We start from the raw sequence: 15,158 nt of genomic DNA on the forward strand, positions 1-15,158 counted from the left end.
ACCCCGACATCATCGCTCGCGGGAGGACACCGCCCGGGGCGGCACCGGCTGGCCGCCGGCCGTGACCTTCGGCCGGTCCCCCTCGCTCCGGAGGGCCGGCGTGTCCTCCCCCTCGCTGAGGCCGAACCGGCGGTGGAAGCGGCGCAGCGGGGCGGGCGCCCACCAGGTGGCCCGGCCGGTGAGGCGCATGACCGCGGGGACCAGGAGGCTGCGGACGATCATCGCGTCCATCAGGACCGCGAGCGCGATGCCGAGGCCGAGCATCTTGGTGTTGGTCACGCGGGAGGTGCCGATGGCGACCATCACCACGGCCAGGATCACCGCGGCGGCCGTGATGAGTCCGCCGGTGCGCTGGAGGCCGTGCCGGACCGCTTCGTTGTGGTCGCCCGTCCGGTCGTACTCCTCCTTGATGCGGGAGAGCAGGAAGACGCCGTAGTCCATGGAGAGGCCGAAGGCCACGCAGAACATCAGGACCGGCAGGGTCGTCTCTATGGAGCCGGGGCTGGTGAAGCCGAGCGGGCCGGAGAGGTGGCCGTCCTGGAACACCCAGACCACCGCGCCGAACATCGCCGTCAGGCTGAGCGCGTTGAGCAGCACCGCCTGGACGGGGATCAGCACGCTGCCGGTGAGCAGGAAGACCAGGATGAGGGTGACCACCGCGATGAAGCCGGCCGCCCACGGCAGGCGCTCGCCTATCGCGTGCTTGGAGTCGACGAGGACCGCGGCCGTGCCGGTCACCTCGGTGTCGAAGGGGGCGTGCGTGGCCCGCACATCGCCCACCAGGCGCTGGGCGGGGGCGTCGACGGCCTCGCCCCTGGGGAGCACCGTGAAGTACGCCGAGTCGCCCTCGACCAGCGGGCCGTCCACCCGCAGCACCTCGGGCAGGGCGGCGATCCGCTTCTTGTAGGCGGTGTACTGCGCGGGTGTCGCCCGCCCCTCGGCGAGGACCTCGAGACCGCCGCCGGGGCTGCCGGGGAAGTCGTCGCGGATGTGCTGCTGCACGACGTGGGACTCGGCGGAGGAGGGCAGCTGGCGGTCGTCGGCGGTGCCGAACTTCACGCCCAGGAAGGGCAGTCCGAGCAGGATCAGGACCGCGGTGGTGCCGAGCGCGAAGAACGGGGCGCGGCGCATCACGAGGGTGGCCACGCGGGCCCAGGCCGTGCCCTCCGGCCTCGGCGGGCGGCCGCGCCGCAGCAGGCGGCGCAGGTCGAGGGAGTCGACCCGGTGCCCGAGCAGTATCAGGGCCGCCGGGAGCAGGATCAGTGCGGCGGCCGCCGCGAGCAGGACCACGGCGATGCCGGCGTAGGCGAAGGACCGCAGGAAGTACTGCGGGAACAGCAGCATCGCGGCCAGCGACACGGCGACCGTGAGCGAGGAGAACAGCACCGTGCGGCCGGCGGTGCGCAGGGTGGTGTTCACCGCGGTCAGCGGTGGGGCGCCGGCGGTGAGTTCCTCGCGGAAGCGGCGGACGATGAACAGGGCGTAGTCGATGGCGAGACCGAGCCCGAGGGCCGTGGTCAGGTTCATCGCGAAGACGGAGACGTCGGTGAACTCGGTGAGGCCGCGCAGGACGGCGTTGGTGCCGAGGATCGCGATGATGCCGATGCCGAGCGGCAGCAGGGCCGCGACCGCGCTCCCGAAGACCATGACGAGCAGCAGGAGTGTCACCGGCAGGGCGATCATCTCGGCCCGGGTGAGGTCCTCCTGGATGATCGTCTGCATCTCGTGCCGGACGGCGACCGGGCCGCCGACCGTCACCCGCACCGGGCCGTGTCCGCCGCGGTAGGAGGGTGCTATGCGGTCGAGGGTCCTGCCCATGGCCTTCTCGTCGCCCGTGATGCGGGCGGCGATCAGTGCCTGGTGGCCGTCCGTCGCCCGCAGGGCGGGGGACTTCGACTGCCAGTAGGAGCCGACCCCCGTGACACCGGGCTCCCCGGCCAGGCGGGTGGCGAGCCGCCCGGCCTCGGCGGCGACCGCCGGAGCGTCCACCGAGGAGCCGCCCGAGTCGACGAGCAGCAACAAATTGGGCTGCGAGCCCGGGAACTCGCGCTCCAGGGCCCTGGTCGCGTGGGTGGACTCGGCGGCCGGGTCCTCCCAGCCGCCGCTGCCGAGGCGGTCGGCGACGCCGCTGCCGGCCAGCACGGCGAGCGCGGTGAGCACCAAGGCCACGAGCAGCGACAACCGGGGGCGGGCGGTGACGAAACGGGTCCAGCCCCCGAGCCGGGGCTCCCTGTCGGCTTCGGTCATCGTGCGGTGTCCCCTTCACCGTGAACCGTGCCCCGGCGGTGTCCGGGTCGTCCGGGCGCAGGCAGCATGGTGTGTCGTTGCCATAGACTGGCAAACACGAGTGATCACTCGCGTTCCACAAGAATGCGAGCGACCGCTCGTGTTTGTCAATCGCGTTCGGAGAGCTGGGGATAACGCGTGCCCGACAACCAGGAAAAGGACCAGCCGCGCCGCCGTCAGGCCCGCGGCGAGCGCCGCGTCGCCCAGCTGCTCGAAGCCGCCGCGTCCGTCTTCTGCCTCACCGGTTACACCGCCGCCAGCACCAACGCCATCGCCCGCGAGGCGGGCGTCTCGCCGGGCACGCTCTACCAGTTCTTCCCCAACAAGGAAGCGATCGCGATCGAACTGGGCGACCGCCTGATGCACGAACTGCGGGAGACCTACGGGGAGGCGCTCGCCCCGGTCGACCCCGCGACCCCGCTGGAGGAGGCGGTGGGCGGCGCCGTCGACCGGTTCATCGACTTCAACTCCGCACACCCCGTGTTCTTCGCGCTGGTGCACGGCCCCGACATCCCGGGCCGGCTCTCCGAGGAGCACGACGCGCTGCACGCGACCCTGCTCGCCCGCATCGAGGACCTGCTCCGCTCGCTCCTGCCCCGCGCACCGCGGGCTGACGTCACCCGCACCGCGCACATGTGCCTGGGCCTGTACAAGGCGGGTCTGGAACTGGTCCTCGCCCACGAGGGCGCCGAGCGCGACGCGTACGCCCAGGAGCTGAAGCACGTCCTCATCCGCTATCTGGAGCCGCTGACCGGCGAGCGGACCGTCGCTCCGTCGCCTCCCGCCGCGCCGCCGTCCGCCTGACCGGCCCTCCACTCCCCCTCCCTCACCCCGCCCCCACCCGCCGGAGCTCTCTTTGAGAAATACCCCCTAGGGGTATAGTCTGAGTGAAGTGAGCGCCACTGTGGACCGGGTACGCCATGGTGGGCACACCATCCCCACCCGCCTCTGCGAGGAGAACGAGATGACCGCTCAGACCGACACCACGGGTTCCGTCACCACCGTCTACCAGGTGACCGGGATGAGCTGTGGGCACTGCGAGGGTTCCGTCTCCGGCGAGATCTCCGAGATTCCCGGCGTCACCGCGGTGAAGGCGGTCGCCTCCACCGGAGAGGTCACCGTCGTGTCCGCGGCCCCGCTGGACGAGGCGGCCGTCCGCGCCGCCGTGGACGAGGCGGGCTTCGAGCTCGCCACCAAGGCCTGAGGCAGCGGGCGTCAGGTCGGGACCAGGCAGGTCAGGTCCGAAGCAGGCAGGGAGCAGGCAGGACCTGAGCACGCAAGGGACCGAAGCAGCGGTCCGGAGCAGGCAGAGACCTGAGCACGCAAGGGACCGGAGCAGCGGTCCGGAGCACGCAAGGGACCGGAGCAAGCGGGCCGGAGCAGCGGGCCGGAGCAGCGGGCCGGAGCAGTAGTCGGGAGTCGGGACATGACCAGCACCAGCACGCAGCCGCGGGCAGCCGCCACGGCCGAGGTCGAGCTGCTCATCGGCGGGATGACCTGCGCCTCCTGCGCGGCCCGCGTCGAGAAGAAGCTCAACCGGATGGACGGCGTCAGCGCCACGGTCAACTACGCGACGGAGAAGGCCAGAGTCGCCTTCCCGGCCGGTGTCGAGGTCGCCGACCTGATCGCCACGGTGGTGAAGACCGGGTACACCGCCGAGGAGCCCGCGCCCGAGGTGGAGACACCGGAGGCACCGGCGCCCGAGGGGACCCCACCGGACCCCGAACTGGCGGCCCTGCGCGAGCGGCTCGTCGCCTCCGCCCTGCTCGCGGTGCCCGTCGTCCTGCTGTCGATGATCCCGGCGCTCCAGTTCGACGACTGGCAGTGGCTCGCGCTGACGCTGGCCGCGCCCGTGGTGGTCTGGGGCGGGTGGCCGTTCCACCGGGCCGCCTGGACGAACCTCCGGCACGGCGCGGCCACCATGGACACCCTGGTCTCGCTCGGCACGCTCGCCGCCTTCGGCTGGTCGCTGTGGGCGCTGTTCTTCGGCGACGCGGGCATGCCCGGCATGAAGGACCGCTTCGCCCTCACCGTCGACCGCATGGACGGTGCCTCCACGATCTATCTGGAGGTCGCCGCCGGAGTCGTCGCGTTCATCCTCCTCGGCCGCTATCTGGAGGCCCGCTCCAAGCGGAGCGCCGGCGCGGCGCTGCGGGCCCTGCTGGAACTGGGCGCCAAGGACGTGGCCGTCCTGCGGGAAGGGCGCGAGGTACGGATACCGGTGGCCCGGCTGGCGGTCGGCGACCGTTTCGTCGTACGGCCCGGGGAGAAGATCGCCACCGACGGCACCGTCGTGGAGGGCGCCTCCGCGGTGGACGCGGCCCTGCTGACCGGCGAGTCCGTGCCGGTGGACGTGTCCGTCGGCGACCCGGTCACGGGCGCCACCGTGAACGCCGGCGGCCGCCTGGTCGTCGAGGCCACCCGGGTCGGCGCGGACACCCGGCTGGCCCGGATGGCGAAGCTCGTGGAGGACGCGCAGAGCGGCAAGGCCGAGGTGCAGCGGCTCGCCGACCGGGTCTCCGGGGTCTTCGTGCCGGTCGTGGTGCTCATCGCCCTCGCCACCTTCGGCGGGTGGATCGGCGTCACGGGCGACACCGTCGCCGCCTTCACCGCCGCCGTCGCGGTGCTGATCATCGCCTGCCCGTGCGCGCTGGGCCTGGCCACGCCGACCGCGCTGCTGGTCGGCACCGGGCGCGGCGCGCAGCTCGGCATCCTCATCAAGGGACCCGAGGTACTGGAGTCCACGCGCCGCGTCGACACCGTCGTCCTGGACAAGACCGGCACGGTCACCACCGGCCGGATGACCCTCCAGGAGGTGTACGCCGCCGAGGGCACCGACGCGCGGCAGGTGCTGCGGCTCGCGGGCGCCGTCGAGCACGCCTCCGAGCACCCGGTCGCCCGGGCGGTGGCCGCGGGCGCCGAGGAGCGGGTCGGGGCGCTGCCGGTGGTCGAGCGGTTCGAGAACGTGCCCGGCCGGGGCGTACGCGGCCGGGTGGAGGGCCACGAGGTGGCCGTGGGGCGGCTCGCCGAGCTGTCCGCGGCACTGCCGGCGGAGCTGGCCCGGACGAAGGCCGACGCCGAGCGGGACGGGCGTACGGCCGTCGTGGTCGGCTGGGACGGCGCGGCACGCGGTGTCATCGCCGTGGCGGACGCGGTCAAGGAGACCAGCGCCGAAGCGGTCCGCGCCCTGCGCGCGCTGGGCCTGACACCGGTCCTGCTGACCGGGGACAACCAGGCGGTGGCCGAGGCCGTGGCGCGCGAGGTCGGAGTCGACCGGGTGATCGCCGAGGTGCTGCCCGAGGACAAGGTCGACGTCGTACGGCGGCTGCAGGCCGAAGGGCGCACCGTCGCCATGGTCGGCGACGGGGTCAACGACGCGGCGGCGCTCGCCACCGCGGACCTCGGGCTCGCCATGGGCACCGGGACCGACGCGGCGATCGAGGCGGGCGACCTGACGCTGGTGCGCGGGGACCTGCGGGTGGCGGCGGACGCGATCCGGCTCTCGCGCCGCACGCTCGGCATCATCAGGGGCAACCTGGTGTGGGCCTTCGGCTACAACGTGGCGGCGCTGCCGCTGGCCGCCGCCGGCCTGCTGAACCCGATGATCGCGGGAGCCGCGATGGCCTTCTCGTCGGTGTTCGTGGTGACCAACAGCCTCCGCCTGCGGACGTTCCGTTGAAGTTCGCAAGTGTTACCCGGGGTTAGCCGAAGAACGGGGCGCCGGTCCCTCTGGAGTCCGGCGCCACCCTCACATAAGCTCTTCACAAGGCTCGCGCATCATCCTTACGCTTGGGTCCCGTTCGCCGTATCTGTGCTCTTGCGCACCTAACGGACATTTGCAAGAGACGCAGATCACAGTGATGCGAACGTAACCATCGAAGGGGTGCGAAGGTCTAAGTTGACGATGTCAGGAAGCGTCTTGGGGGGCGCCGACTGGCATCTGGGGATGTCTTGGGGGACTTCCTCAGAGGTGCGTTGCCGGGGCACGTACACCGGGAAGCTTTGAGCGGCCCTCTCGGCGTGCGCTGTCCCGGCAGACCGCACACACCAGTAGTACGGCGAGTTCTGCTCGTTTTGCTCAACAGCGATTCAGGCGCTGTCTCACAGGCGCCCGGCCGGATCCCGTGGGGGGAATCCGCACCGGGACATGGGAAGGCGCCCTGGACGCCGGCCCGTGGGGGGACCGTCGCCAGGGCGCCTTCCGCTATGACCACCCGCGCCGCGCGACCGTGTACCGTCCGCCGGTCCGGCGCGTCCGCCCGCACGACGAGTTCACGACGCACGAGGCCCCGCGCCCGGTCGCGCCGGGTGCGGGGCCCTGAGGACGTGCGGCTCAGCGCGCCTCGACGGGGACGAAGTCGCGCTCGACGACGCCCGTGTAGATCTGGCGCGGGCGGCCGATGCGGGAGCCCGGCTCCTTGATCATCTCGTGCCACTGGGCGATCCAGCCCGGCAGACGGCCGAGGGCGAACAGGACCGTGAACATCTCGGTCGGGAAGCCCATCGCGCGGTAGATCAGGCCGGTGTAGAAGTCGACGTTCGGGTAGAGGCTGCGCGAGACGAAGTAGTCGTCGGAGAGCGCGTGCTCCTCCAGCTTGAGCGCGATGTCCAGGAGCTCGTCGGACTTGCCGAGCGCGGACAGCACGTCGTGCGCGGCGGCCTTGATGATCTTGGCGCGCGGGTCGAAGTTCTTGTAGACCCGGTGGCCGAAGCCCATCAGACGGACGCCGTCCTCCTTGTTCTTCACCTTGCGGATGAAGGAGTCGACGTCGCCGCCGGCGTCGCGGATGCCTTCGAGCATCTCCAGCACGGACTGGTTGGCGCCGCCGTGCAGCGGGCCCCACAGGGCGTTGATGCCGGCCGAGATCGACGCGAACATGTTCGCCTGCGAGGAGCCGACCAGGCGGACGGTGGAGGTCGAACAGTTCTGCTCGTGGTCCGCGTGCAGGATGAGCAGCTTGTCGAGGGCCGAGACCACGACCGGGTCGAGCTCGTACTCCTGCGCCGGCACCGAGAAGGTCATCCGGAGGAAGTTCTCGACGTAACCGAGGTCGTTGCGCGGGTAGACGAACGGGTGGCCGATCGACTTCTTGTAGGCGTAGGCCGCGATCGTCGGAAGCTTGGCGAGCAGGCGGATCGTGGAGAGGTTGCGCTGCTTCTCGTCGAACGGGTTGTGACTGTCCTGGTAGAAGGTGGACAGCGCGGAGACCACGGACGACAGCATCGCCATCGGGTGGGCGTCGCGGGGGAAGCCCCGGTAGAAGTTCTTGACGTCCTCGTGCAGCAGGGTGTGCTGCGTGATGTCGTTCTTGAACGAGGTGAGCTCGTCGACGGTCGGCAGCTCACCGTTGATCAGCAGGTAGGCGACCTCCACGAAGGTGGAGCGCTCGGCCAGCTGCTCGATCGGGTAGCCGCGGTACCGGAGGATGCCCGCCTCGCCGTCGAGGTAGGTGATGGCGGATTTATAGGCGGCGGTGTTGCCGTACCCGCTGTCCAGGGTCACCAGACCGGTCTGGGCGCGGAGCTTGCCGATGTCGAAGCCCTCGTCGCCGACGGTGCTGTCGATCACCGGGTAGGTGTACTCGTCGTCGCCGTACCGCAGTACTACAGCATTCTTGGTGTGCTCGCTCACGTCATCCCTCACCGACGTTGTGCCTCTTCTTCGAGGTTGCCCTGACTGTCTCTACCATCCCCCATTTGGCGCAGGAGAGTGCACTCGGGGTCGACCATTGGGCCTATTGGCGGCACTCAGTGCCGCCAACCTGCTCATCCTGCCCCCCTCCGGCCCGCTTGTGGAAGGGCTCTGTGACCTAGGTGACTCATTTGATCGATCATTCGCGCCGAGACGTGCCGGGACGAGCGGTCAGCGGCCCGCGAGACGGAAGTCCAGGGCCGTGCAGCGGCGTCCCGCGGACACCGTGCGGACCGCCTGGCCGATCGCCTTGCGGGAGCCGACGAGGACGACCAGCTTCCTGGCCCGGGTCACCGCCGTGTACAGCAGGTTGCGCTGGAGCATCATCCACGCGCCGGTGGTGACCGGGATCACCACGGCGGGATATTCACTTCCCTGTGAACGGTGGATGGTCACCGCGTAGGCGTGCGCCAGTTCGTCCAGTTCGTCGAAGTCGTACGGCACTTCCTCGTCCTCGTCCGTTCTCACGGTCAGCCGCTGGTCGACCGGGTCGAGCGAGGTGACCACTCCCACGGTGCCGTTGAAGACGCCGTTGGCGCCCTTGTCGTAGTTGTTGCGGATCTGGGTGACCTTGTCGCCGATCCGGAAGACCCGCCCGCCGAACCGCTTCTCGGGCAGGTCGGGCCGGCCCGGGGTGATGGCCTGCTGGAGCAGGCCGTTGAGGGTGCCGGCGCCGGCCGGCCCCCGGTGCATCGGCGCGAGCACCTGCACGTCCCGGCGCGGGTCGAGGCCGAAGCGGGCGGGGATACGGCGGGCCGCCACGTCGACGGTGAGCCGGCCGGCCTCCTCCGTCTCGTCCTCGACGAAGAGGAAGAAGTCCTTCATGCCGTCGGTGACCGGGTGCTGCCCCGAGTTGATCCGGTGGGCGTTCGTCACCACCCCCGACTGCTGGGCCTGGCGGAAGACGCGGGTGAGGCGGACGGCCGGGATCGGACCACCCTCGGCGAGCAGGTCGCGCAGCACCTCGCCGGCGCCCACGCTGGGCAGTTGGTCCACATCCCCGACGAACAGCAGGTGGGCGCCCGGGGGCACCGCCTTGACCAGCTTGTTCGCCAGCAGCAGGTCCAGCATGGACGCCTCGTCGACGACCACCAGGTCGGCGTCCAGCGGGCGTTCCCTGTCGTAGGCCGCGTCCCCGCCGGGCTTCAGCTCCAGCAGCCGGTGCACGGTGGACGCCTCGGCGCCGGTGAGCTCGGCCAGCCGCTTCGCGGCCCGGCCGGTGGGGGCCGCCAGCACCACCCTGGCCTTCCTGGCCCGGGCCAGCTCCACGATCGAGCGGACCGTGAAGGACTTGCCGCAGCCGGGACCGCCGGTGAGGACGGCCACCTTCTTGGTCAGCGCGAGCCGGACGGCGGCCGCCTGCTCGGGGGCGAGGTCCGTGCCCGTGCGCCCCTTCAGCCAGCTCAGGGCCTTGTCCCAGGCCACGTCACGGAAGCCGGGCATCCGGTCCTCGTCCGTGCGCAGCAGGCGCAACAGCTGTGCGGAGAGGGAGAGTTCGGCGCGGTGGAAGGGGACGAGCCAGATCGCGGTGACCGGGTCGCCGCCGTCCGGTCCGGGCACCTTCTCGCGTACGACACCGGGGTCCTCGCCGTCCTCGGCGGGCGCCGCGAGTTCGGCGAGGCACTCGATGACCAGCCCGGTGTCGACCTGGAGGAGCTTCACCGCGTCGGCGATCAGCCGCTCCTCGGGCAGATAGCAGTGGCCCTGGTCGGCCGACTGCGAAAGGGCGTACTGCAGGCCCGCCTTGACGCGCTCCGGGCTGTCGTGCGGGATGCCGACGGACTGGGCGATGCGGTCGGCGGTGAGGAAGCCGATGCCCCACACGTCGGAGGCCAGTCGGTAGGGCTGGTTCTTCACCACGGAGATCGAGGCGTCGCCGTACTTCTTGTAGATGCGGACCGCGATCGACGTGGAGACCTCGACGCTCTGCAGGAAGAGCATGACCTCCTTGATCGCCTTCTGCTCCTCCCAGGCGTCGGCGATCCTCCTGGTGCGTTTGGGGCCGAGGCCGGGCACCTCGATCAGACGCTTCGGCTCCTCCTCGATGATCGTGAGGGTGTCCAGGCCGAAGTGCTGGGTGATGCGGTCGGCGAAGACGGGTCCGATGCCCTTGACCAGGCCCGAGCCCAGGTAGCGGCGGATGCCCTGGACGGTGGCGGGCAGCAGGGTCGTGTAGTTCTCGACCGTGAACTGCTTCCCGTACTGCGGGTGGGAGCCCCAGCGGCCCTCCATCCGCAGCGACTCGCCGACCTGGGCGCCGAGCAGCGCGCCCACGACGGTGAGGAGGTCGCCGGCGCCTCGGCCGGTGTCGACCCGGGCGACCGTGTAGCCGTTCTCCTCGTTGGAGTACGTGATGCGCTCCAGGACGCCTTCGAGGACGGCGAGCCGCCGTTCCCCGCCGTCCGCCCCGCTCCCCGCCTGATTGGCCATGATCCGACGCTACAGCGGCGGTCCGACAACAGGCTCCGGCACCCGGGACCCCCGCGGCGGGGCCGTTCATCACGATCCGGTTGCGGGATGCCCCAGGGGGCTTGCCCCATCTCCGTGTAATCGATTCCAATCCTTTCCGTACGTCGATGTAATCGATTCCACGAGGAGGTGGAGCGGCGATGGCGAGTATCAAGGACGTCGCTGCCGGGGCGGGCGTGTCCGTCGCCACGGTGTCCCGCGTCCTGAACGACCATCCGTCGGTCAGCGCGGACGCCCGCGCGCGGGTGCTGGCCGCCGTCGAGGCGCTCGGCTACCGCCCGAACGCGGTCGCCCGGTCGCTGCGCACCGACCAGACCCACACCCTCGGCCTGGTCATCAGCGACGTCATGAACCCGTACTTCACCGAGCTCGCCCGGTCCGTCGAGGAGGCGGCCCGCGCGCTGGGCTACAGCGTCATCATCGGCAACGCCGACGAACGGCCCGACCTCCAGGACCACCACGTACGGACGCTGCTCGACCGCCGTATCGACGGACTGCTGGTCTCCCCCACCGACGGCGGGTCGGCGCTCATCGTCGACGCCGCGCGCGCGGGGACGCCGATGGTCTTCGTCGACCGGTGGATCCCCGGCGTGGACGTGCCCGTGGTGCGGTCCGACGGACGGCAGGCCGTCCGCGACCTCGTCGCGCACCTGCACGGACTCGGCCACCGGCGGCTCGCGATCATCGCGGGCCCGGCCGCCACCACCACCGGCAGCGAGCGCGTCGAAGTCTTCCGGCAGGCCCTGGCCGAACACGGCCTGCCCCTCCCGGACGCCTACACGGGCCAGGGCGACTTCCAGGCCGAGAGCGGACGGCGGGTCACCGAGGGCTTCCTCGACCTGCCCGAGCCCCCCGAGGTGGTGTTCGCGGCCGACAACCTGATGGCGCTGGGCGCGCTGGACGCTCTCCGCGCGCGCGGGCTGCGGGTGCCCCGGGACATCGCGCTCGCCGCGTTCGACGACATCCGCTGGTTCGTGCACACCGACCCGCCGATCACCGCGATCGCCCAGCCCACCGGCGAGTTGGGGCGGGCCGCCGTACGGGCCCTCGTCGACCGCATCGAGGGACGGCCCCCCGAGTCCGTCACCCTGCCCGCCCGGCTCGTCGTCCGCCGCTCGTGCGGCGAACCGGAGCCGTCCGCCCCGGCGAACCCACCGGAGCCGTCCCCCGCAACGAACAGGAGCACGTCGTGAGCAACCGGGATGAGTTGCTGCGCATCGAGGGCATACGGAAGACCTTCCCCGGCGTGATCGCGCTCGACGGCGTCGACTTCGACCTGCGGCGCGGCGAGGTGCACGTGCTGCTCGGCGAGAACGGCGCGGGCAAGAGCACCCTCATCAAGATGCTGTCGGGTGCCTACACCCCCGACGCCGGCCGCGTCCTGGTCGGCGGCGAGGAGGTCCGCATCCACGGGGCGCAGGATTCCGAACGCCTCGGGATCGCCACCATCTACCAGGAGTTCAACCTGGTGCCCGACCTGACGGTCGCGGAGAACATCTTCCTGGGGCGGCAACCGCGCCGCTTCGGGGTGATCGACCGCAAGCGGATGGAGGCCGAGGCCGCCGGGCTGCTGGAGCGCGTCGGGCTGAACGTGTCCCCGCGCGCGCGGGTGCGTGAACTCGGCATCGCGCGCCTGCAGATGGTCGAGATCGCCAAGGCCCTCAGCCTCGACGCGCGCGTCCTGATCATGGACGAGCCGACCGCCGTGCTCACCTCCGACGAGGTGGACAAGCTGTTCTCCATCGTGCGCAGGCTGCGCGAGGACGGCGTGGGGATCGTCTTCATCACCCACCACCTGGAGGAGATCGCCGCCCTGGGCGACCGGGTCACCGTCATCCGCGACGGCCGCAGCGTCGGCCAGGTCCCCGCGTCCACGCCCGAGGACGAGCTCGTACGGCTGATGGTGGGCCGCCCGATCGAACAGCAGTACCCGCGGGAACGGGCCGAGACCGGCGCCGCGCTGCTCGCCGTCGAGGGGCTCACCCGCGACGGCGTCTTCCACGACGTGAGCTTCGAGGTGCGGGCCGGCGAGGTCGTCGGCGTCGCCGGGCTCGTCGGGGCCGGCCGTACGGAGGTCGTGCGGGCCGTGTTCGGCGCCGACCCCTACGACACGGGCACCGTGAAGGTCGCCGGCGCCCGGCTGCGGCGGCACGACGTGAACGCCGCCCTGTCGGCCGGGATCGGCCTGGTGCCCGAGGACCGCAAGGGCCAGGGCCTGCTCCTCGACGCGTCCGTCGAGGAGAACCTCGGGCTCGTGACGCTGAGGTCCGCGACCCGCGGCGGGCTCGTCGACCTCAGGGGCCAGCACGAGGCCGCCGCCCGGATCGCCGAGCAGCTCGGCGTGCGGATGGCCGGCCTGGGCCAGCAGGTGCGGACGCTGTCCGGCGGCAACCAGCAGAAGGTCGTCATCGGCAAGTGGCTGCTCGCCGACACGAAGGTGCTGATCCTCGACGAGCCGACGCGCGGGGTCGACGTCGGCGCCAAGGTCGAGATCTACCAGCTCGTCAACGAGCTGACGGCAGCCGGCGCGGCCGTCCTGATGATCTCCAGCGACCTGCCCGAGGTGCTGGGGATGAGCGACCGGGTGCTGGTGATGGCCCAGGGCCGGATCGCCGGCGAACTCGACGCCGCCGAGGCGACCCAGGACGCGGTCATGGCGCTCGCCGTCGGCTCCCCCACTCCCCCGAACGAGAACGAGACCGAGACGGAGGCCCCCCGTGGCCACTGACACTCTCAAGAGCACGACGGGCGCGCGAGGCGCCACGGGCGGCCTGCGCCGCCTCCTGCTCGACAACGGCGCGCTGACCGCGCTGATCGTCCTCGTGGTCGCGATGTCGGCGCTGTCCGGCGACTTCATGACCACGGACAACCTGCTCAACATCGGCGTCCAGGCGGCCGTGACCGCGATCCTGGCCTTCGGCGTCACCTTCGTGATCGTCTCGGCGGGCATCGACCTGTCGGTCGGTTCGGTGGCGGCCCTGTCGGCCACCGTCCTGGCCTGGAGCGCCACCTCCGAGGGCGTCCCGGTCGTTCTCGCGGTCGTCCTCGCCATCGCCACCGGCATCGCCTGCGGCCTGGTCAACGGCTTCCTGATCTCGTACGGGAAACTGCCGCCGTTCATCGCGACGCTGGCCATGCTCTCGGTGGCCCGCGGCCTGTCCCTGGTGATCTCACAGGGCTCCCCGATCGCCTTCCCCGACTCCGTCTCCCACCTCGGTGACACCCTCGGCGGATGGCTGCCGGTGCCGGTGCTCGTGATGGTCGTCATGGGGCTGCTCACGGCGTTCGTGCTGGGACGCACCTACATCGGCCGCTCCATGTACGCGATCGGCGGCAACGAGGAGGCGGCCCGCCTGTCCGGGCTGCGGGTCAAGAAGCAGAAGCTCGCGATCTACGCCTTCTCCGGCCTGTTCGCGGCGGCCGCGGGCATCGTGCTGGCCTCCCGGCTGTCCTCCGCGCAGCCGCAGGCCGCGCAGGGCTACGAGCTGGACGCGATCGCGGCGGTCGTCATCGGCGGCGCCTCGCTGGCCGGCGGCACCGGCAAGGCCTCGGGCACGCTGATCGGCGCGCTGATCCTCGCGGTGCTGCGCAACGGCCTCAACCTCCTGTCCGTGTCGGCGTTCTGGCAGCAGGTCGTCATCGGCGTCGTCATCGCCCTGGCGGTGCTCCTCGACACGCTGCGGCGCAAGGCGGGGGCGACCCCGGTGGCCGCGGGAGCCGCCGCGGGCAACCGGGGCCGGCAGGCGATGACGTACGTCCTGGCCGCGGTGGTCGCGGCGGCCGTGGTCGGCGCGATGTCGTTCCTGCACGACGCCTCACCGGCGAAGGAGCGGAAGCTCGGTCTGTCGCTGTCGACCCTGAACAACCCCTTCTTCGTGCAGATCCGTTCCGGCGCGCAGGCCGAGGCGAAGCGGCTGGGCGTGGACCTGACGGTCACCGACGCGCAGAACGACGCCTCGCAGCAGGCCAACCAGCTGCAGAACTTCACCAGCGAGGGCATCGCCTCCATCATCGTCAACCCGGTGGACTCCGACGCGGCGGGCCCGTCGGTGCGCTCCGCGAACAAGGCCGACATCCCCGTCGTCGGCGTGGACCGCGGGGTGAACAACGCCGAGACGGCCGCCCTGGTCGCCTCCGACAACGTCGAGGGCGGCAAGCTGGGCGCCCGGGCGCTGGCCGAGAAGCTCGGCGGCAAGGGCACCATCGTGATCCTCCAGGGCCAGGCCGGCACCTCCGCCAGCCGGGAGCGCGGCGCCGGCTTCACGGCCGGGCTGAAGGAGTACCCGGGCATCAGGGTCGTCGCCAAGCAGCCCGCGGACTTCGACCGCACCAAGGGCCTGGACGTGATGACGAACCTGCTCCAGGCCCACCCCGACGTCGACGGCGTCTTCGCCGAGAACGACGAGATGGCGCTCGGCGCGGTCAAGGCGCTCGGCACGAAGGCCGGCACCTCGGTCCAGGTCGTCGGGTTCGACGGCACGCCGGACGGGCTGAAGGCCGTCGCGGACGGCACGCTGTACGCGTCGGTCGCGCAGCAGCCGACCCAGCTCGGCAGGATCGCGGTGGACAACGCCGTGCGGGCGGCCGAGGGCAAGAAGGTCGAGAAGACGGTGAAGGTGCCGGTGAAGGTGGTCACGAAGCAGAACGTGGCCGGCTTCGGCGGCTGACATCGGCGAGCGGGCGGGCGGTCCTCGGGGCCGCCCGCCATCCG

9 protein-coding genes are annotated in these 15,158 nt (G+C 71.4%); 6 read left to right on the forward strand and 3 right to left on the reverse strand.

The genetic code is table 11. The features are described from left to right. Nucleotides 1-9: 9 nt before the first annotated feature. The gene (locus AC07AZ_RS14530) at nt 10-2,247 is read right to left on the reverse strand and encodes an MMPL family transporter (protein ID WP_478847425.1); all 2,238 of its coding nucleotides are present in this window, start codon (nt 2,245-2,247) and stop codon (nt 10-12) included. Between the two features lie 177 nt (nt 2,248-2,424). Here AC07AZ_RS14530 and AC07AZ_RS14535 point away from each other — a divergent pair, with 177 nt between their 5' ends. The 3 genes from AC07AZ_RS14535 to AC07AZ_RS14545 all read left to right on the forward strand — a co-directional run bounded on the left by AC07AZ_RS14535 (nt 2,425) and on the right by AC07AZ_RS14545 (nt 5,965). Continuing rightward, the gene (locus AC07AZ_RS14535; RefSeq protein ID WP_478847427.1) at nt 2,425-3,090 is read left to right on the forward strand and encodes a TetR/AcrR family transcriptional regulator; all 666 of its coding nucleotides are present in this window, start codon (nt 2,425-2,427) and stop codon (nt 3,088-3,090) included. A gap of 160 nt (nt 3,091-3,250) precedes the next feature. Continuing rightward, a complete protein-coding gene (locus AC07AZ_RS14540; RefSeq protein WP_478847819.1) occupies nt 3,251-3,490 on the forward strand; it encodes a heavy-metal-associated domain-containing protein in 240 nt (79 codons plus the stop codon). A 222-nt stretch (nt 3,491-3,712) separates the two neighbouring features. Then, on the forward strand, nt 3,713-5,965 hold the full coding sequence (locus AC07AZ_RS14545) for a heavy metal translocating P-type ATPase (RefSeq protein WP_478847429.1): 2,253 nt from the start codon (nt 3,713-3,715) through the stop codon (nt 5,963-5,965). A gap of 654 nt (nt 5,966-6,619) precedes the next feature. On the opposite strand, the gene AC07AZ_RS14550 is transcribed toward AC07AZ_RS14545, so the two are convergent. Both AC07AZ_RS14550 and recD2 read right to left on the reverse strand, forming a co-directional pair. Beyond that, the gene (locus AC07AZ_RS14550) at nt 6,620-7,918 is read right to left on the reverse strand and encodes a citrate synthase (RefSeq protein ID WP_356036734.1); all 1,299 of its coding nucleotides are present in this window, start codon (nt 7,916-7,918) and stop codon (nt 6,620-6,622) included. Nucleotides 7,919-8,149: 231 nt separating this feature from the next. Then, nucleotides 8,150-10,408, reverse strand: a complete 2,259-nt coding sequence (gene recD2 / locus AC07AZ_RS14555; protein WP_478847432.1) for an SF1B family DNA helicase RecD2 — start codon at nt 10,406-10,408, stop codon at nt 8,150-8,152. A 179-nt stretch (nt 10,409-10,587) separates the two neighbouring features. Here recD2 and AC07AZ_RS14560 point away from each other — a divergent pair, with 179 nt between their 5' ends. The 3 genes from AC07AZ_RS14560 to AC07AZ_RS14570 are packed head-to-tail and all read left to right on the forward strand — an operon-like array spanning nt 10,588 to nt 15,114. Beyond that, nucleotides 10,588-11,640: a LacI family DNA-binding transcriptional regulator gene (locus AC07AZ_RS14560; RefSeq protein WP_478847434.1), complete on the forward strand. Its 1,053-nt coding sequence runs from the start codon at nt 10,588-10,590 to the stop codon at nt 11,638-11,640. Next, nucleotides 11,637-13,175, forward strand: a complete 1,539-nt coding sequence (locus AC07AZ_RS14565; protein WP_478847436.1) for a sugar ABC transporter ATP-binding protein — start codon at nt 11,637-11,639, stop codon at nt 13,173-13,175. The genes AC07AZ_RS14560 and AC07AZ_RS14565 overlap by 4 nt, the downstream gene beginning before the upstream one ends. After that, a complete protein-coding gene (locus tag AC07AZ_RS14570; protein ID WP_478847438.1) occupies nt 13,165-15,114 on the forward strand; it encodes an ABC transporter permease/substrate-binding protein in 1,950 nt (649 codons plus the stop codon). Before AC07AZ_RS14565 ends, AC07AZ_RS14570 begins: the two co-directional genes overlap by 11 nt. Nucleotides 15,115-15,158 lie beyond the last annotated feature (44 nt).

The organism is Streptomyces sp. NPDC043878 (assembly GCF_056435735.1).